The sequence below is a fragment of the Butyricicoccus sp. AM32-19 genome (assembly GCF_003480365.1).
GTDB lineage: Bacteria > Bacillota > Clostridia > Oscillospirales > Butyricicoccaceae > Agathobaculum > Agathobaculum butyriciproducens.
Map to the genome: position 1 here is coordinate 64,611 of NZ_QUIX01000012.1, position 18,037 is coordinate 82,647.

Sequence of the window (18,037 nt, forward strand, 5' to 3'; positions counted from 1 at the left end):
CCACCTCCTTTGTCAGATTTTATCATAAGCTAATTGATAAGCAATGTAAACCTTTTCTGGGCAAAAAAAGGTAAAAAATCCGCCGTACCGGCAGTGTGCAAAGAAAAACGCAGGAAGGCATCCCTAACGGACGCTTCCTGCGTTTCCTATTCAATCTGATCCGGCGGCTTCATTATCGAATAACGCGATGAAAATGAAAGCGTTACGGCGACAGCTTCTCCCGGAGCATCGTGAGCAACTGCTGCATATCGAACGGCTTGGAAAGATGGCCGTTCATACCGGCCTTCTCTGCGTTCTGTCTGTCCTCGTCAAAGGCGTTCGCCGTCATGGCGACAATGGGCAGACCCGCCTTTTCGGCATCCGGCAGAGCGCGGATGGCACGCGCGGCCGCATAACCGTCCATGACCGGCATCTGAATATCCATCAGCACCAGATCATAGTGCCCGGGCGCGCTCTCGCGCACCTTGTCTACCGCGACCTTTCCGTTTTCCGCCGTGTCCACCTCGAACCCGCCTTCCTCGAGCATCGTCACTGCGATTTCGCGGTTGAGGGCGTTATCCTCGACGACCAGCAGCCGTTTTCCGGCGAAATCCGCCTTTTTCTCCGTCTGCTCCGCAGGCTCTGCCGAAAGAAACGGTTCAGCCAGTACGCGGCGCAGCTCGGACATGAACAGCGGCTTGGCGCAGAACGCGGTCACGCCTGCGGCTTTTGCCTCAACCTCGATATCCGTCCAGTCGTAGGCGGTCAGGATGATGATTGGGGTGTTGCTGCCGATCATCTTGCGGATGCGGCGCACGACCTCAAGGCCGTTCAGATCGGGTATCATCCAGTCGATGATAAAGACATAGAAGCCGTCACCCTGCTCGATCGCGTCCTGCGTACGGACGACAGCCTCATGTCCCGAGGTCGTCCAGTCCGACCGCATGCCGATCATTCGCAGCATTTTGCTGACGTTCAGACAGGTGTCGGTGTCGTCATCCGCCACGAGCGCGCGCAGACCCTCAAGCTGCGGGATGCACTGCGGCGCGGCCTGCTCTCCGCTGATAGGAAAGCGCAGGGAAACCGTAAATTCCGAGCCCTTCCCCGGCTCACTCTCGACCGAAATACTGCCGCCCATCATATCGACCAGATTTTTCGTAATCGCCATGCCGAGACCGGTTCCCTGAATTTTGCTCACGGTCGAGGTTTCCTCGCGCGCAAACTGCTCGAAGATATGCTCCTGAAACGCCGAGCTCATGCCGATGCCGGTATCACGGATATGAAATTCATAATCCACACTGCCATGCGGTGCGGTCTGCTTCTGAACGATGCGCAGGGTGATCATGCCGCCTACCGGGGTGAACTTAATGGCATTGGACAGGATGTTGAGCATGATCTGATTGAGGCGCATGGGGTCGGCAACCACATCCTCATCCTCCACATCGACCATGTCGATGAAAAGCGAAATGCGCTTGGCGGTGATGCTCGACTGGATAATATCGCGCAGATCGTGTACAAGCTCGGGCAGGTGCACCGGACGCAGTTCGAGCGAGACCTTGCCGCTCTCGATGCGGCTCATATCGAGCACATCGTTAATGAGCGAGAGCAGATGCTGGCTCGCCGTCGCAGTCTTTTTCAGGTAGTCGAGCACCTGCTCGCGGTTGTCGATATGGGTGGCCGCAAGCGAGGTGAAGCCGATGATCGCGTTCATCGGCGTGCGGATGTCGTGCGACATATTGAACAGAAATTCGCGCTTGGCGCGGTTTGCCGCCGTTTCCTGACGGATAGCGCGTTCAAGCTCGGCGTTTTTCTGCTCAAGCGAGGTTTGATATTCCTTTTCGAGCGTTTTCTGCTGCTGGAGAAAGCTCTTTTCCGTGCCTCGGCGCACAAACAGAAGCAGCGTCAGAACGACCGCACAGGCGAGGAATGCCACGATCATATTGACCGGCGTGTTCGTGTAGAGCAGTCTGCCCGGGACATATATATAGTAGTAGAAGTTGCGCCCGTGGCTGTACATGCCGTAATATTGGGTCAGTCCCCTGCGTCCGGCATAGACCAGCCGGTCGGCATGGCCGCTCGAGCGGATGCGGCGGAGCAGATTATTTTCCGTGGTATCCGTACCGATGAGGGACAGATCGTCCGACGCGGTTACGCGGTTGCCGTCCGACAGGAGCACGGTTCCCGTGGTCTCGGCGTCGTAGCCGTCGAGCAGATTCTGCACGGAGAGCACGGATTTCTTTGCGAACGCCGCCCCGGTGTGCCGCCAGCCAAGCACCGCGCCGCGGTCGTCCGAACAGCTGCGCACGGCAACGTCGGCAAACGAGCCGTCGGTCAGCTGCACGCGCCGAACATAGGTGCTCTGCGGATGACCGATCACGGCGAGCACGCGCCCGGCTTCCAGATCGGTTTGCAGGCGGGTATAGCCGATGCCGTCCGTGCTGTACTCGCAGACCAGCCTGCCGTTCGCATCCAGCACCGAAATGCCGGTCAGTCCCAGCCGCTCCGCATACTGCCGCAGCTCATCCTCGCCGCAGTCAAGCGTCACGCCCTCCAGTCCCTGAACGGCGGTCGTTCCGCGCACGAGCGCCTTGGCCACGGCGGTCTCGTTATACTGCACATAGGAGGAGGACTGCTCCTTTACAAAGTCGATCAGTTCGGTCATGCGCTGCTCGCAGTCCCGCATATCCGCGTGCCGGGACAGCAGGAATACCGCGCCGAGGAACAAAAGCCCCGCTGCGAAGCACAGGCACCAGAACGTCCTTCGTAAGACAATGCGTCGGGAATTATTGTTCAAGCTGCTCCACCTCCAGACTGTGCGCGGGAACCTCGAGATATTTTCCGACTAGCTGTTCCATGCTGCCGTCCTCGCGCATCTGCGCGACAACCTCGGTCAGCTGCGCCGCAAGACCGCGTGTGTCGTGCCTGGAAAACGCCACGCCGATGCCGGTCGTCAGCAGCGGTTCATCCAGAATGCGGAAGTTCGCGCCGTAGTCCTTCATATACTGCCGGATAGCCTCCTCGTGTCCTGCTACTGCGTCCACATAGCCGCAGTCCAGCATGGCATACTGCACACCGCGGTCAGCGAGGCTGATGACATTTCGGAAGGCCGGGACGTTTTCGCCTCCGCTCAGAAAGATCGCCTCCGGCTTGCCGGTAGCCTGCACCGCGATGGTCTTTCCGGCAAGATCGCTCATTTGCTCGATGCCGCTCTGCGCGCCGACGGCGATGACCTGACGGCTCACCAGATACGGTCCCGCCCACTGATAGTCGTTCTCGCGGCCGTCCATGGAAAAGCAGCCCCAGATGCAGTCGATTTCTCCGTTATCGACCAACTCGGTCTTTTGTTCCCAGTCGATCGTGGTGAATTCCGCACGGTATCCCATGCGGCGGAATGCCTCCTCCGCAATATCCACGTCCAGACCGGTAATGTCGCCGTTATTATCCATATAAACATAAGGCGGATAGGTGTCGCTGCCGACGGTAATCGTCGGCAGTGTGCTGTCGGATGCCGCCTCCGAGGCGCAGCCGGACAGCAGCCCCGCCGTCAGCATGGTCAAAAGCGCCAGAGCGCATTTTACCCGTTTGTGTCTGTTCATACCGATGATGGTGTCCTCTCTCTTGTTCGTTGTCTGTGCCGCAGGTCGGCACAATTTATCTTTTATTATAACATGCTGCCGCGCTCCTGCACAACAGAAATTTCCGCCGTTGGCGCTGACGGAAGTTTTCCTTTATTCTGCATCGCATTGGTAGTATAATATAATTGTGCAACCGGTCAAATTCCGGTAAACAAAGGGAGGGAAAGCGACCCGGCTGCGGTCGAACGACTATGAACCGACAGAAAATTCTGATTGTTGACGACTCAGAGCTCAACCGAGAAATGCTCAAGGCGATTCTCGGTGAGGAATATGACTACGCAGAGGCAGAGGACGGCGCGCAGGCCCTCCTCATGATCCAGCAGGATATGCACATCGACCTGCTGCTGCTGGATATCAATATGCCGAAAATCGACGGCTTCGGCGTGCTCGAGCGCATGAATCAGTTCCGCTGGATCGAGGAGCTGCCAGTCATCATGATCTCCGCCGCCGAGGACCGTGCGGTTATCGAACGCTGTTACAGCCTTGGCATTACCGACTATATCCGCCGTCCGTTCGACTCCTTCATTGTGCAGCGCCGCGTCAAAAACACGCTCACGCTCTACGCCAACCAGAAGCGGCTGATGGACATGGTCTCCGACCAAATCTATCGGAACGAGAAAAACAGCCATGTCATGATTGGCATCCTCAGTCATATTGTCGAGTTCCGCAACAGTGAGAGCGCACAGCATGTGCTTCAGGTGCAAACCGTGACCGAAATGCTGCTGCGCAAGCTGACCGAAAAGACCGATGTATACGGTCTGACTGAGGAAAAGATCCGCCTCATTACCACCGCGTCCGCCCTGCACGACATTGGCAAGATCAGCATCCCCGAGAGCATTCTGAACAAGACGGGCGCACTGACGCCCGAGGAATTCAACATCATCCGCACCCATCCCGCCGTCGGCGCATCCATGCTCGAGGAGTTGACGCAATACCGCGACGAGCCGCTGGTCAAGGTCGCTATCGAAATCTGCCGCTGGCACCACGAGCGCTGGGACGGCGGCGGCTATCCGGATGGCCTGCTCGGTGAACAGATCCCGATCTCGGCGCAGGTGGTCGCACTGGCGGACGTATTTGACGCGCTGACCAGTGACCGCTGCTACAAAAAGGCGTACAGCCACGACACCGCCATCACCATGATCCTCAACGGAGAGTGCGGCGCGTTCAACCCGATGCTGCTCGACTGCCTTCATGAGATCAGCATGCGCCTCCGAAGCGCACTGCCGACGCTCGCCGCCGATCAGGTGCTCCACCGCGACGCAAAGCGCCTGTCTGCCGAGCTGCTGCAAAAGAGCGATGTACCGCTCAGCGACCGCGCCCAGCGCGAGCTGGATTATGTCAAGGAAAAGCTGGATTTCTTTGTCTCCTGCTGCGGCGATGTGCAGTTTGAGTATGACGTTCCCGCCGATATCGTCATAATAGCCGACCAAAGCCGTCCGCGGCAGCAGCAGCGCACGATACTGAACGTGCATGAACCGGACAGTCTCCGACTGCTGCGGCCGGCCGATATTGCGCGGCTAAGAGCCGCCCTCAAGGCCACAACGCCCGAGAACAATGAGCTTTCGCTCAGCCTGCTCCTGCCGGTCGGGCACGAGCAGCACTGGCACAACATCCGGATGCGTACGCTCTGGTCGCCATTCTCCCCCGGTCACTATGTCGGCGTAATCGGCTGTCTGACCGACACGCAGAAAGTGCAGGACAGCTGTGCGCCCTTCCGCTGCACAGACAAAAGCGCAACGGACGAGCTGTCGATCACCGATGATATACAGCGTCTGAGCGCGTTCTTTGATGTCGTCCGTCTGGTTGACCCGACAAAATACGCCGTGCTCGATCTCGATGCGGACGGCGTTCTGCACCGCACGGGTGAGCGCTGCGCCGCATTCTGGGATACCGACGTGGGTTGCGCCAACTGCATCTCTGCACGGGCGTATGCTGAGCATACTACGCTCAATAAGCTCGAATTTACACGAAATGAGATGTATTTCGTCATCTCCAAGTATATTACGATCAACGGCACGCCCTGCGTGCTCGAGCTGGTCTCGCGGCTCAACGAGGGCCGCTGGATCGACGCAAACGGCTCACGTTTTCTGCTTGACCGCACGCGCGGCGAGGATATGCAGCTGTTCCTCGACCCGCTGACCAACGTCTATTCGCGCCGTTATTTTGAAACCTACCGCACCCACCTTGAGGGCATGGAGGGCGTGGCGCTGATCGACGTAAACAACTTCAAGCTCATCAACGATCGCTGCGGCCACGCCGCAGGCGATGCGGCGCTGCGCGACATTGCGGACGCGGTGCGCTCCTGCATTCGCAAGACCGATATTCTGATCCGCTACGGCGGCGACGAATTCCTGCTGCTGTTTCCGCGCATGACCGAGGAAGTTTTCCTCGACAAGAAAAAGCAGATCCAGCAGGTCGTGCGCGGCATCCGCATGTCGGAGTTCGCGGATGTCCAGCTTTCGGTCAGCATCGGCGGCATCTGCGGCGTGCATCCGATCACAGAGGCTATCCGCAAGGCGGATTATCTGATGTATCTGGACAAGGCCGAACAGAAGTCCTGAAAAGCGAAATCCCCTGCCGGGGATACAGAAAATCTGTCCCCGGCAGGGGATTTTTTGCGTTCTTTCCAAGCGGCAGCGCGACGGAGTCTGCGCAAGGAGCCGCGTCTTTAATTTTGTGCTGCCTCCGCTTCCTCGACCGAAACGATCGTGCCGTCAAACGAATCGACCTCGGAGACCGTGCCCGTATAAGTCACAGTGACCGAATCGCCCTCTGCGGCATCGTCCAGACCCTTCGGCGTATCGGAGGGATCGTAGGTAAATTCATAGGAGGCACCCTCGGCATCCGTTACAACGAACATGCCGTTCTTCTTCTCATCGAGCGAGCCGGTGAGCGTGTTTTCCTGCTGCTGTTCGCTGCTCGAGGACGAGGCCGCCGCAGACGATGCTGTACCGGTATCCTTATTTTCGGCGGGCTTGCTGCCGCAGGCCGAAAGCGATGCAGCCAGCAGAGCCGTGCATGCAAATACCATCAGTGTTTTTTTCATGTAAAAAGCCTTCTTTCTAAGAGAGCAGTATCTGCTCTCTTTCTCTCTATTAGACGAAGCACGTCTAAAAAGGTTCCGTCTTCTGAAAAATTTTTTCACGGATTTTTTGGGGCGGTCCGCCGCACCCGGTCACATCTGCTCGACGGCTTCCTCGGTCAGCAGCCGCAGCAGCTCGCTCGGCGGCAGGGGACGGGAGAAATAATAGCCCTGAATCATGTCCACGTTCCAGCTCCGCAGCAGCTCCATCTCCTCCTGCGTCTCCACACCCTCCGCAATGATGCGGTAGCCGAGACGGCAGAAGGCGGATACGATGCTCTGGTAGAAGAGCGCGGCGTTTTTGTCCGTGCAGATGTGGAACAGCAGCGAACGGTCGAGCTTGATGACCGAGAACGGCAGCTGCATGACCGTATTCAGGTTGGCGTAGCCCGAGCCGAAATCATCCAGACACAGGCCGATGCCGGCCGCCTGAAAGCTCTCCGCCACCCGGGTCAGGCTCGCGGAATACTCGGTCGCAACCGTCTCGGTGATCTCAAACTGGAAGCAGGAGTACGGCAGACCGTATTCATCCAGAATGCGGATCAGGTGGCTTCCGCCATCGCTGTGAATGAGATCGAGCGGCGAAAGATTGATCTTGACGTTCGCAATGCTCGCGCGGAGCGCCGGGTTTTCGCGCAGAAAACGGCAGACACGCCGCAGCTGAAGCTCGGTGATCTGGCTGATAAGGCGGTTCTTCTCCGCAAGGCGGATAAAAATATCCGGTGAGATCCAGCCGAGCGTGGGATGCCGCAGGCGGCTGAGCGCCTCAAGGGTGACAAAGCGCTGCTGATGCAGCGAATAGACCGGCTGATAATAGACCTCGAACAGATCCTCGTCGATCGCGCGGTGCAGGAACTGCTCGACCTGCTTGTTGTAGTAAAAACTGTCCCTGTTCTTGCGGTCGTTCTGGATGACCTCAGTCCCGCCGCGGCGTGCTGCGAGAGATTCGAGATATTCCGCATAATCCAGCACAAGACCGCCCGTTCCCAGCTTTTCCGCGCCCACCACGCCGCACAGGATGACCGGCGAGGGAGCGGCCTGCTCGTCATCCGGCTGCGTGCGGAACACCTGCCGCAGACTCGTCAGACAGGCTTCGTACTCGCGCAGCGAGAACGTCAGCAGCAGAAACCGCTTGCCTGTCACGCGGAACACGTTCCTGCCCGCGATCTCCTGCATGTGCTCTGCCGCGCGGCGCAGAAATTCGTCGCCGCTCTGCACGCCCGAGACTTTGTTCATGTGGTCAAGCTGGTAGGCGTAGACCGTGATGATGTGAAAGGCCTTGTGTGCGTCGGTCAGCTCGTTCATGCGGCGCAGCAGATACTGCTTGTCATTCAGTCCGGTCAGGCTGTCCATGCACGCGCAGGGATTGTTGATGGTCAGATACATTGCGAGAATGCTGAGCGAAAGGCCGAAGCCGATCGTCAGCACCGCGGGATTGACGGCCTGCGCGGCGATGCCGAAGGCGGCGAGCAAAAAGACCGTAAGCAGCGCCGTCAGATTGCGGCGGCTGACCGCATCCCGGTGCACCGCGACAAAAATCGCTGCCGCTGCGATGTGCAGCAGGGCGCTGACATACAGCAGCAGATACCACGGACCGTGGTAGTAGCCGGTGCTGTCGAAATAGAACAGCTTTTCGGTGAAAGGGTTGGTCAGAATGATAAAAACCAAAACGATAGTCGGAATGCCCATGCGCAGTACGGTTCCGGTGGAGATCACGCGGCTCGAGCACAGTGTACAGACATAGTACAGCAGCATGAGCGGCAGGATCGCCTGAAACAGATAGAACACGGTGTTCGAGAGCATGCGGCCGACGCCAAAGCTGTACGGAGCGTACAGGATGAAGCATGTACTCACCAGCTCGGTGAAAACGTCCAGACTGACGACGGTCAGCAGGCGGCGGAACATGAGGCTGTTCCGGTCATCCATCTGCCGCTGATGAGAATACTGCCACAGAACAACCAGCAGCACCGCCATCCCGGCGATCAGATAATGTAGATTGGTTGTCATTCCGTGTCCCCTCCCAGTCTGGTTGCATTTCTCTTCAAATAGGCGTCCGCCTCCGCCTTCCATGCGCTGATGCTGCGCGATTTTCCGTCCTCGTCGCACAGGCGGCTGAAGCCGTAGGTCATCGTGATGCGGGCGCGCGGCGCACAGGTGCGGTTGTACCGCGCGACGATCGCGCTGAACTGCCGGTGCAGCTGCCCCGAATTTGCCCTTGGCTCGGGACGAATGAGGGCGAACTCGTTTCCGCCGGTGCGGAAGCACGATACACTTTCGCCTCCGTCCACGCACGCGCGGCAAAAGTCTGCAACGCACCGCGCGGCGGCGATGACCGCCTCATCCCCTGCCTGAAGGCCGAAGCGGTCGTTGCGCTCGTTCAAGCCCTCCAGCCGGATATAGGTCAGCACCGCATCGCGGCATCCGACCTCGCCGGTGCGGATGCGCTCCATGTATTCCTCAAACGCGCGGCGATTCGGCAGACCGGTCATACGATCCTCACGCTGCATCTGATGGCTGATGCGGTGCTCCATGTGAAAGCGCATATCCTCGGTCGCCTGTCCGAGCAGCTCACGGAAGAGCAGGATGATGAACAGCAGCACGCCAAACTGGAATATTGCATCGTACCAGTAGATGTGCAGCAGGCCGTACAGGACGAGCGCTGCCACGCCGAACACGCCCAGTGCGGCAAACGCCGCAATATGCAGCCGAAGCTGCTGCGAGGGCTGCTCGCGGTACGACCGGAGCAGCACGATCAGCATCGCCGCAACGCCTGCCGTCAGAAGCAGGTGCGTCAGCGGCAGCATATCAATAAACCGGATGCCGAAAAGCCGGTACGCCGCGCCCTGTGCGAGCGCGTTGGCGCAGAACAGCGCAATGCATATATCGGGAACGAGCTGCCGTCTGCCGCTTATCGTGTTGCGGACAAAATGCACCATCGGGATAGACATCAGCATAAAGGCGTAAAAGGAAACGACGCTTCCGGCGGCAGTATCCCGTCCGTAAATCTGATACAGAGCGGAATCGGTCAGGCACCACAGGCTGCACAGCAGCAGAAAGACCGCCACATCGAGGAAGCGGCGCTCGTGGATGCCGCAGCTGCTCATGTAGCAGAAGATCAGCAGCGCCAGCACGGCAAGGATGACCATGGCGAGCATCATGACCAGGGAAAACAGTGAGGTCTGGATATGGTGGCCGGTGATGCTCCGCACCGAGCCGAGCAAAGGCGCGTCAAACCTGTCTGTCCGGTCGGAAAGCTGCGTAAAGGTCAGGCTGAGCGTCTGTCCGCCGATATTGTCCGGAAGCTCCGCATCCGCCCACAGGCGACCCTTCATCTGCGTGTTTTTCGGAAAAGCGTTGTCCTCGTAGCGATAGAGCAGCGTTTCGCCCGCACGGATCTCGATGCCGTATTCCACGCCGCGCGCGCTCAGCAGCTTTCCGGCATCGCGGGCGGTCAGCGTGTCGTTATACAGGGTAAGCGTCTGCCCCGGCTCAGCCGGAAGCGTGACCGGGAGCGTAATCTCGCGCCGCACGCCGTTCGTCAGCTGATACCAGCCGGTATCAAGGGTGGAAAGCTCCCTGTCCGGCTCGTGCTGATGCAGTCCGGCAATGAGGAACGTCAGCATTGCCACGGTCAGCAGCAGGGCGGCTGTCTCTGCGGCGCACCGCAGGGTTTTGTGTTTCATGACTGTTCCTCCGTCCGGTCGTCTTCGTGATGGTGCTGCTTTTCCGCGTACATACGGCTGTCCGCCGTGATGCGCACCTGCGAAGCGTCGCCGTCCTCCGGATAGCAGGCGCAGCCGCAGCTGACGCCGACCGAAAGCAGTTTTCCTTCGATAACGATGGGCGCAGAGAGCATAGTCTGAATGCGCTCGGCCATGCGGCTGCGCTGCTCCTCGTCCATATCGGCGCTGACGATAAGCGCGAACTCATTGCCGCCGATGCGGAAGGCGTAGTCCCGGCTGCGGATGCAGCGCAGCAGCCGCGCGCTGATCTCCTTGAGCAGCCGGTCTCCCATGGCGTGACCGTAGGTGTCGTTTATCGGCTTAAAGCGGTCGAGATCGAGGTAATACAGCACAAACGGCAGCTTTTTCGCCTCACAGATGTTCAGGACCCGACTGAAATAGCGCTCGTTGAACAGGCCGGTCAGACCGTCCGTGTTTGCCATGTTTTCCAGCTCGACCTTCTGCCCGATATCCTGCACAACCTGCATGATCACGGAGACCGTGCCGTCCGCGTGCCACTCAACCGGGAGGACGGTCATCACCATATAGGCGTTCTCCGTCCGGCTGCAATACTCGATTTTGAGGTTGTCATCCGGTTTGCGGAGCACACTGCGCAGATAGTCCGGCGTAAGCAGCCGCGAAAGCTTGGCGTTTTCCGTATCGATCAGCGCGACATAGCGTTTAGAGATGATTTCGACCATTTCCGAATACTGTCCGGAGGTCGGATAGAGCGGCTGATCGAACCGCAGCTCATAATAGCGGTAGCGTCCGGTATCCAGATTGACGATGGAATACCGATCGACGATGCGGCTCATGCTTTGCAGGAAACGGTCGCTTTTCATCTTTTCGCGCTCGAGGTTCAGCCGCTCCATTTCCTCGTTCTTAAGGCGCAGCCGGCTCTCCATCCCCAGCGCCAGCACCACGATGATGACGGTGAAAAAACAGAGTGCGCCGAGCAGGATGAGCGAGGAATTCTGCACGTCATACAGTGCACCGTCCACCTCATCCGCCTGGATGATGCCAACGAGTGACCAGTCCGGAAACGCGGTCGGCATCGCGACCAGATAGTTTCTCGTCCCATCGCAGGTGAACTGCGCGCTTCCGCTCTTGCCAAGCTGAATGTAGTCCTTAATATCGTCCATGCTGCCATATTTCCAGTCAGCGTGGTTGGACAGGTCGTACAGGTTGGTCATTCCCGCGCACAGCTCGGTCTGCGGTTCAAACTCCAGCACGATGTCGCCGTTCGAGCGCACCACATAGCAGTCGCTCTGTCCGCCGTACATACTGCCGTCAACCAGATCATCGACCACGTCCGTATCATAGCTGACCGCGATACCGGTGTAGGTCACGCCGTCCAGCGTCAGATTTCGGCTCATCGGCATCGCAAACGCGATCTTGGGCACGCCGTAGGTTGCCGTATAGGTGGAGACGATTGGCCCGCCCTTGCTGTACATCTCCTGAAAAACGCCGTCGATGCTGTCGGCGCTGCCCTTTCGCCCATCTGCTGTTAGATACTGCGAGTTCTGATTGACCATATAGAAATCGCTGTAATGCCACGACGATCGGTTGTCTTGAATCGTGTTCCATATCTCGTCAACGTCTTCATCAGTCTGTACGTTACTCATCAGGCTGTCCCACTGGCTCAGCACGGTCCAGTTTCGCTGCACGAACAGCGTGAAGGTCTTGGAGATTTGCGCATAGCTTTCGAGCAGATGATTCGAGCTTTCCTGATAAATCTGCATTCCGATATAGTTGCTGTAAACGCCAATACCCGCCGCAAACACTATGGTGAGAAGTGCGGTCAGCAGAGCAATTCTTGATCGCTTTTTCATGTTCTGCCCCTCCTTCGGTAAAATTTATTCATTCCTTTTCCCATGCCATAATTATACTATTTCCCGACCGAAAAGGAAAGCGAAGATTGCGGCGCAGCGGCATTTATTTTCCTCTGCATATCCGAAAAAACCGGAGTACCGTCAGCCGTTCTCGGCCGGTACTCCGGGTTTTGATGTATCCGCATGGCGCGGTCAGTGCATAATGCCCTTCAGCGCGTCGATCAGCTCCTCAACCACGATCGGCTTGGACAAAAAGCCGTTCATGCCGCAGTCGAACGCCTGCTTTCGCTCCTCCTCGAACACGTTGGCCGTCATGGCAACGATCGGGACTGCGGCGCGCGCCGGGTCCTTCAGCGCACGAATGCGCTGGGTGGCGGTATAGCCGTCCATGACCGGCATCTGCACATCCATCAGCACCAGATCATAGCGGCCCGGGTCCGAGGTGCGGACCTTTTCCACCGCGACCGCGCCGTTCTCGGCGATATCGACCAGAAAACCGTACTCGTGCAGGATTGTCATTGCGATCTCACGGTTCAGCTCGTTATCCTCAACCAACAGGATATGCCGTCCGCGGAAGTCGGCGTTTTTCCCGGGCAGGATGTCCTGCTCATCTGCCGTCTGCATGTGTCCGATGGCTGTCAGCAGGGTGTCGCGCAGGTCGGACAGGAACATCGGCTTGGAGCAGAAGGCCGTCACGCCTGCCGCCTTCGCCTCCGCTTCGATATCCGACCAGTCGTAGGCGGTCAGGATGATGATGGGGGTGTCATCATTCAGGCTGCGAATCTGGCGCGTGACCTCGATGCCGTTCATGTCCGGCAGCCGCCAGTCGATGATATAGGCGCGGCAGGGGTCACCCAACTCGATGGACTGCCGCGCACGCAGCACGGCCTCCCGTCCGGAGAGCGTCCACTCCGCACGCATTCCCACACGGGTCAGCAGCTTTGCCACGCTGTCGCAGGTGTTGAAATCGTCGTCCACCACCAGCGCCTTGAGGCCGGCAAGCTCCGCAATCTTTTCCTCGCGGCGGCTGCCGGTCTGCACGCGCAGCGGCAGGCAGATGATAAACTCGGTGCCTCGGTTCTTCTCGGTCTGCACCTTGATCGTGCCGCCCATCATCTCGACGATATTCCGGGTGATGGCCATGCCAAGGCCGGTTCCCTGTATCCGGCTGACCGTGGAGGTGCGCTCGCGTTCAAACGGCTCAAAAATCTTCTGCGCGAACTCCGGACTCATGCCGATGCCGTTGTCGCGGACACGGAACTCGTACTGTGCACAGTCGCGCACGGTTCCGGCAAGCTGCCGGATACGCACGGAGACCGTGCCGCCCGCCGGCGTGAACTTAATGGCGTTGGACAGCAGGTTGAGCAGAATCTGTCCCAGACGTGTCCGGTCACAGTAAACGTCCTCGTCGGCAACGTCAAGCGCATCCATATAAAGCTCGAGCTGCTTGGCGTATATCTGTCCGCTGACGATGGTCTTGATATCGTGCAGCATCTCGGCGAGGTTGACCTCGGTTTCCTCCAGATGAAGCTTGCCGCTCTCGATGCGGCTCATGTCCAGAATATCGTTGATGAGCGCGAGCAGGTGGCGGCTCGAGGAGAGGGTTTTGGTCAGATAGTCCTTCACCCGTTCCTGATTGTCGATATTGCTGACCGCAAGGGTGGTAAAGCCGATGATCGCATTCATCGGTGTGCGGATATCGTGCGACATATTGGACAGGAAAGTGCTCTTGGCGCGGCTGGCGGCTTCGGCGGCCGCAACCGCCTCGGAAAGCGCCTGATTGATCTTCCGGTCAGCCGTGCGGTCGGACATCACGAGGATGTACTTGGTCCGGCCTGCGACCTCGCTGCCCATGGCAACGATGTGGAACCAGCGGCGCTCACCGGTCTGCTGATGGGCATAATCGGCATCCCATTCGCTCTGCTCGCCGCACTGAATCCCCGCGAGGAAGTTCTTATCGTGGTCGGGAGAGTCCTTCGGGTGCAGCGCCCGCAGTGCACGGATGTCCTGCCGCACCTGCTCAAGCGGCACGCCAAGCAGCCGCTCGATGTTCGGGCTGACATAGTCCGTGCGGGAGGTTTCGGCATCCAGCATGAAGAAAACATCGTCCACGTTGCGTGAGAGCCGGGTGAACAGCTCATCCCGGTACAGGATCTCAGTATCTCTCCGACGCAGCGCATCGCGGCTTCTGTGCACGATGAGCGCGATGAGCAGCACCATAAGCAGGCACGCAATAGCGGTCACGATCTCGACCGTCCGGTGCCACAGCGTATCCATGCTGGCGTTAACAACGCTGACCGGGACAAGGCTGAGCATGATCCAGTCCTGGATGCCTGTGTTCTCGTAGACCAGATAGTACCGGGTTCCATGCAGCGTCAGCATCTTGCTTCCGTCCCTGCCCTGCGCGAAATCGTCACTCAGCGCGTCGAACGCTTTATCGGACAGATTGGAGCTGCTGCGCAGCTCCGCGAGGAAATTATAGACCGATTCCTCGCTGCCGTTCTCACCGTCAGCCTCGCTGTCGAGCACAACGCGCCCGTCCGGGTAGACAACATAGTTGTGGCTCGTGCCCTCGAAGGCGGAGTTGTCGATCGCGTTCAGCACCGTATCATTATAGTAGGCGATGGCGATCGCATCATAGGCGAAGCCGCGGTAGGTGCCGCTCATCTCCGGGCAGGCAAACACGAGCATCTGCGGCTTTCCGGGCAGCACCGCATTCACAACGACGTCCTCTCCGGCGAAAAGCTGCGTGTCCAGATCGGTCTGCGAGCCAAGGCTGCTCTTTTCGCCGTCCTGCGTCATGCAGCTGCCGTCCGAGGCGAGGAAGTAGAGGGCGGCGCAGCCGGTCTCCTTCTGCATCTCGTTCAGACTGGAACGGATCTGTTCTTCGCTCGAGGCGTTTTTCAGAAAATCGTTCCACAGATGCAGCAGCATCTGGTTTCGGCTGACCAGATGGTTCAGCATATTGTCGGATTTACGCAGGATCTCCGACAGATGCGAGGTGCTCTCCCGATAGACCGTCTGCGACATAAACAAGAAATACCGATAGCAGATGCCGCCGAGCAGCACCGCCAGAGCCAACAGTGCGGCGGCAGGGCGGCGCCATTTTTTCAGGAAGCGGTATTTTATTTTGCTTCCGCGTGTTTTATCTGCCATTTCCGTTTACCTCAATGTAATATAATTTTCCGGCTCCGCCAGTACGGCATTCCCCTCGGAGACATACGCGCTCCAAGTGTCCCGAACTCTCGTGTCGCCGCCCTCGAAGGCACGGCTCTCGTCCGCAAACAGCGGCGCCATGCTGCCCGCCGTCGCCAAACAGGTTACGGTTACGGTCTCGTCCTCGCGGAGCGGTTTGCCGTCCCGCGTGATCCCGGTCAGCGTAAAGCCGCCGTTTTCCTCCTTGACCTCGATGGCGATGCCGCTGACCACCGGCAGAGAGCCGCGGTTGAACGGCGTAAAGCCGCCCTCGCAGCCCTCGACAAAGGCGCGGACGGTCTCGGTCAGCTCCGCACCGTTCATCGTGCGCTGATACGCGCGCAGATCGTTCGGCATGATCATAGAGGCAGCCATATTCTCGGTATAGTCTGCCGCCAGCACGCTGCCGGTAAAGCTGTTCGCCGCAGCAATGAGCACATCGGTGTCATACACGCCGCGCAGCGTGTTCGCCATCACGGAGAAGGAGGCATTGCCGCTGTCCGCATGGAAAACGTTTGAATAGCCCTTGTCCAAGGTCAGCACAGCCGTATCCGCGGCAGGCTCATCCGCAAGCAGCTGCGCGTTGAACGCCTGATACGCCTGCTCTGCTGTGTATTCGCCCGCGATCATGCGCGAGACCACATCCTTGGAGACCGAGAAGAAATCGTTGGAGGCGATGCGGATGTACATATGGTTCTGCTCGACCACCGGGCGCACGTCCTCAAGATAATCGGTCAGGCGAAGACTGACGTTCTGGCTGTAGCTCAGAATGTCCTGTCCGTCATAGACGATGCGGTTCTGTGCTTCCTCGGAGAGCATGACACGGAGCACCTGCATCGCCTTGTCGCGGCGGTTGCTGTCCTGCTCGAGATTGCGGCTCAGCGCAACCTGAAAATACGGGGTGGTCATCAGCCACTGCTGCCCGTCCTGACCAAAGAACGGCAGGAAGGTCGTATCAATGCCCTCATCCTGCAGGATTTTAACGTTAGCAGAGCTGCCTAAGAACATGGCAAGCTCGCCGCTGCGCATCCGGTCCATGATGTCATCGTAGATCAGTGTCAGGTCAGCGGCGTTCAGGCCGGTGTCGCGGATGAACTGCTCGAGGTTCTTGAAAGCGGTCGGCCAAACGGTGTCATCCAGACCGACTTTCTCGGTGCTGGCCGGGTCGCTGTACGCGGTGCGCCATTTGCGGCCTTCCGCCGAGGAAAGCTCGGAGACAGAAAGTCCCTGAAGCGTTTCCATGCAGGTGTAATCGTAGAAATAGTCCGCATCAAAGCCGCGGATGCCGTGCTTTTCAAACGCTTGACAAGCGGAAACAAAGCTGTCGTAATCGGTGGGCAGCGGAATGCCGTATTTCTCGAACAGACTGCGGTTGACCACAAAGCCGTGCGCGTCCGCGCAGACCGGCAGCCAGTTTACGCTGCCGTCCTCGTTTTTGAAGCTGTTGAGGTAGGTGTTGTAGACCGCGCCCGCCTCGTTGGTCGTGGCGAGGTTCATCAGACTGCCCTTGAGCGGCGCAGCGTCATGCAGCGAGAAGCGGCAGCAGGTAATGATGTCCGGCAGGCCGCCGTTCTCGTTCAGAAATTTGTAAAAATCCAGATCGTTATTGCCGACAATGAACTCAATATTCACATCCGGCAGCTGCGACTGGATATAGGGGGCATATTTTTCGTACAGCGTGGTGTTCCATAGATAGACCTGAATGGTTTCCGCGTCCTCCTGTGCTTCGCTCTTTTGTGTGCCGCAGCCGGTCAGCAGACATGCCGCTGTTACCAGTACCGCGAGCAGGAAGGACAGACCCCGCTTCCTCTTTTTTGTTTTCATCAACCAATTCTCCTTACCCGTGACAGCCGCCTCTCCCCGACAGACTGCCCTTCTTTTTCCTCATTTCTCGCCGCAAAACGGCATTATATAAGAATAGCATAGCACTTCGCGGACGGTATTTCAAGGAATTTCGCCTTTTTTCTGCCAAAACAGGCGAAAACACAGACTATACGCCGTATTCGGAGCGCTTTTGCGGCGAATATTCCTGTAAAACAAGTTGAAATGGGATACCGGCGTGAAACGCTGTGTGGCTGCAAGGCTGCGAAAAGAACACACCGCCGCGCCTCCGATGAGCAAAAAAAGACCCGCCGATTTCTCGACGGGTCGATTGCCCAAATTCAATCTGTACATTTCCAAGGCTTCCTTTGCTGCAAGCCTGTGGTAATTTGGTGTAAGCTATCTGCAGAATCTCGCGTGTACACGGTTATTCTGCCTTGTGCGCCCGCAATCAGTCCAGCGGTTTCATTGTCGGGAAATTATGACCTGAACGGACAAAGGTCTGCAAGCCCCTGTTGACCCTCTGCGGTCGCTCAACAGCGGTTAAATCGGCCTCGATTAAAAGTCTGCGATTCCTTGTTGTTTACAATCCTCTCACTGGCACACGCTTTGGCATACGCGGCATACACAGCGAAGTACCGCCTGCACTCACGCTTTGTTCGCATCTGTCTTCCTTTTACTCGTTCATTATACCACTTTTTCGGCGCTCTGCTACTTGAAATTTCAACTGTACTCATTCGCTCAAAATTCAAAAACCGCTTCCCGAACGCC

Annotated in this window: 10 protein-coding genes; 1 reads left to right on the forward strand and 9 read right to left on the reverse strand. The window is 58.1% G+C overall.

Features of this window, described 5'->3' with window-relative positions:
• Window positions 1-202: 202 nt before the first annotated feature.
• Together DW806_RS10595 and DW806_RS10600 are read right to left on the reverse strand one after the other, a co-directional pair.
• The gene (locus DW806_RS10595) at window positions 203-2,773 is read right to left on the reverse strand and encodes a response regulator (protein WP_243022715.1); all 2,571 of its coding nucleotides are present in this window, start codon (window positions 2,771-2,773) and stop codon (window positions 203-205) included.
• Window positions 2,763-3,575 carry a substrate-binding periplasmic protein gene (locus DW806_RS10600; RefSeq protein WP_117489432.1) on the reverse strand — a complete coding sequence of 271 codons (813 nt, stop codon included), beginning with the start codon at window positions 3,573-3,575 and terminating at the stop codon, window positions 2,763-2,765. The genes DW806_RS10595 and DW806_RS10600 overlap by 11 nt, the downstream gene beginning before the upstream one ends.
• A 230-nt stretch (window positions 3,576-3,805) precedes the next feature.
• Between DW806_RS10600 and DW806_RS15910 the strand changes: the two genes are divergently transcribed.
• Window positions 3,806-6,175: an HD domain-containing phosphohydrolase gene (locus DW806_RS15910; protein ID WP_118729922.1), complete on the forward strand. Its 2,370-nt coding sequence runs from the start codon at window positions 3,806-3,808 to the stop codon at window positions 6,173-6,175.
• A 107-nt stretch (window positions 6,176-6,282) separates the two neighbouring features.
• Here DW806_RS15910 and DW806_RS10610 read toward each other — a convergent pair whose 3' ends face one another.
• The 7 genes from DW806_RS10610 to DW806_RS10640 all read right to left on the reverse strand — a co-directional run bounded on the left by DW806_RS10610 (window position 6,283) and on the right by DW806_RS10640 (window position 17,620).
• Window positions 6,283-6,660 carry a hypothetical protein gene (locus DW806_RS10610; RefSeq protein ID WP_117750972.1) on the reverse strand — a complete coding sequence of 126 codons (378 nt, stop codon included), beginning with the start codon at window positions 6,658-6,660 and terminating at the stop codon, window positions 6,283-6,285.
• Window positions 6,661-6,789: 129 nt separating this feature from the next.
• Complete coding sequence (locus DW806_RS10615; protein ID WP_118729923.1) at window positions 6,790-8,703, reverse strand: EAL domain-containing protein; 1,914 nt, start codon at window positions 8,701-8,703, stop codon at window positions 6,790-6,792.
• Window positions 8,700-10,379, reverse strand: coding sequence for a sensor domain-containing diguanylate cyclase (locus tag DW806_RS10620; RefSeq protein ID WP_118729924.1), 1,680 nt, complete (start codon window positions 10,377-10,379; stop codon window positions 8,700-8,702). Before DW806_RS10620 ends, DW806_RS10615 begins: the two co-directional genes overlap by 4 nt.
• Window positions 10,376-12,250: a sensor domain-containing diguanylate cyclase gene (locus DW806_RS10625; RefSeq protein WP_118729925.1), complete on the reverse strand. Its 1,875-nt coding sequence runs from the start codon at window positions 12,248-12,250 to the stop codon at window positions 10,376-10,378. The genes DW806_RS10620 and DW806_RS10625 overlap by 4 nt, the downstream gene beginning before the upstream one ends.
• Before the next feature lie 192 nt (window positions 12,251-12,442).
• Window positions 12,443-15,406 (reverse strand): hybrid sensor histidine kinase/response regulator, encoded by a 2,964-nt coding sequence (locus DW806_RS10630; protein ID WP_118729926.1) that lies wholly within the window; start codon window positions 15,404-15,406, stop codon window positions 12,443-12,445.
• 6 nt (window positions 15,407-15,412) lie between these two features.
• Window positions 15,413-17,269, reverse strand: a complete 1,857-nt coding sequence (locus DW806_RS10635; protein ID WP_118646179.1) for an ABC transporter substrate-binding protein — start codon at window positions 17,267-17,269, stop codon at window positions 15,413-15,415.
• A gap of 120 nt (window positions 17,270-17,389) precedes the next feature.
• Entirely contained in the window at window positions 17,390-17,620 is a 231-nt protein-coding gene (locus tag DW806_RS10640) for a hypothetical protein (RefSeq protein ID WP_118729927.1), read from the reverse strand.
• Between the last annotated feature and the right edge of the window lie 417 nt (window positions 17,621-18,037).

Bases quoted from the DNA above. Each gene is read 5' to 3' on its own strand.
- DW806_RS10600 (WP_117489432.1), bottom strand. From the start codon at position 3,575: ATGAACAGACACAAACGGGTAAAATGCGCTCTGGCGCTTTTGACCATG.
- DW806_RS15910 (WP_118729922.1), top strand. From the start codon at position 3,806: ATGAACCGACAGAAAATTCTGATTGTTGACGACTCAGAGCTCAACCGA.
- DW806_RS10610 (WP_117750972.1), bottom strand. From the start codon at position 6,660: ATGAAAAAAACACTGATGGTATTTGCATGCACGGCTCTGCTGGCTGCA.
- DW806_RS10615 (WP_118729923.1), bottom strand. From the start codon at position 8,703: ATGACAACCAATCTACATTATCTGATCGCCGGGATGGCGGTGCTGCTG.
- DW806_RS10620 (WP_118729924.1), bottom strand. From the start codon at position 10,379: ATGAAACACAAAACCCTGCGGTGCGCCGCAGAGACAGCCGCCCTGCTG.
- DW806_RS10625 (WP_118729925.1), bottom strand. From the start codon at position 12,250: ATGAAAAAGCGATCAAGAATTGCTCTGCTGACCGCACTTCTCACCATA.
- DW806_RS10630 (WP_118729926.1), bottom strand. From the start codon at position 15,406: ATGGCAGATAAAACACGCGGAAGCAAAATAAAATACCGCTTCCTGAAA.
- DW806_RS10635 (WP_118646179.1), bottom strand. From the start codon at position 17,269: ATGAAAACAAAAAAGAGGAAGCGGGGTCTGTCCTTCCTGCTCGCGGTA.
- DW806_RS10640 (WP_118729927.1), bottom strand. From the start codon at position 17,620: ATGTACAGATTGAATTTGGGCAATCGACCCGTCGAGAAATCGGCGGGT.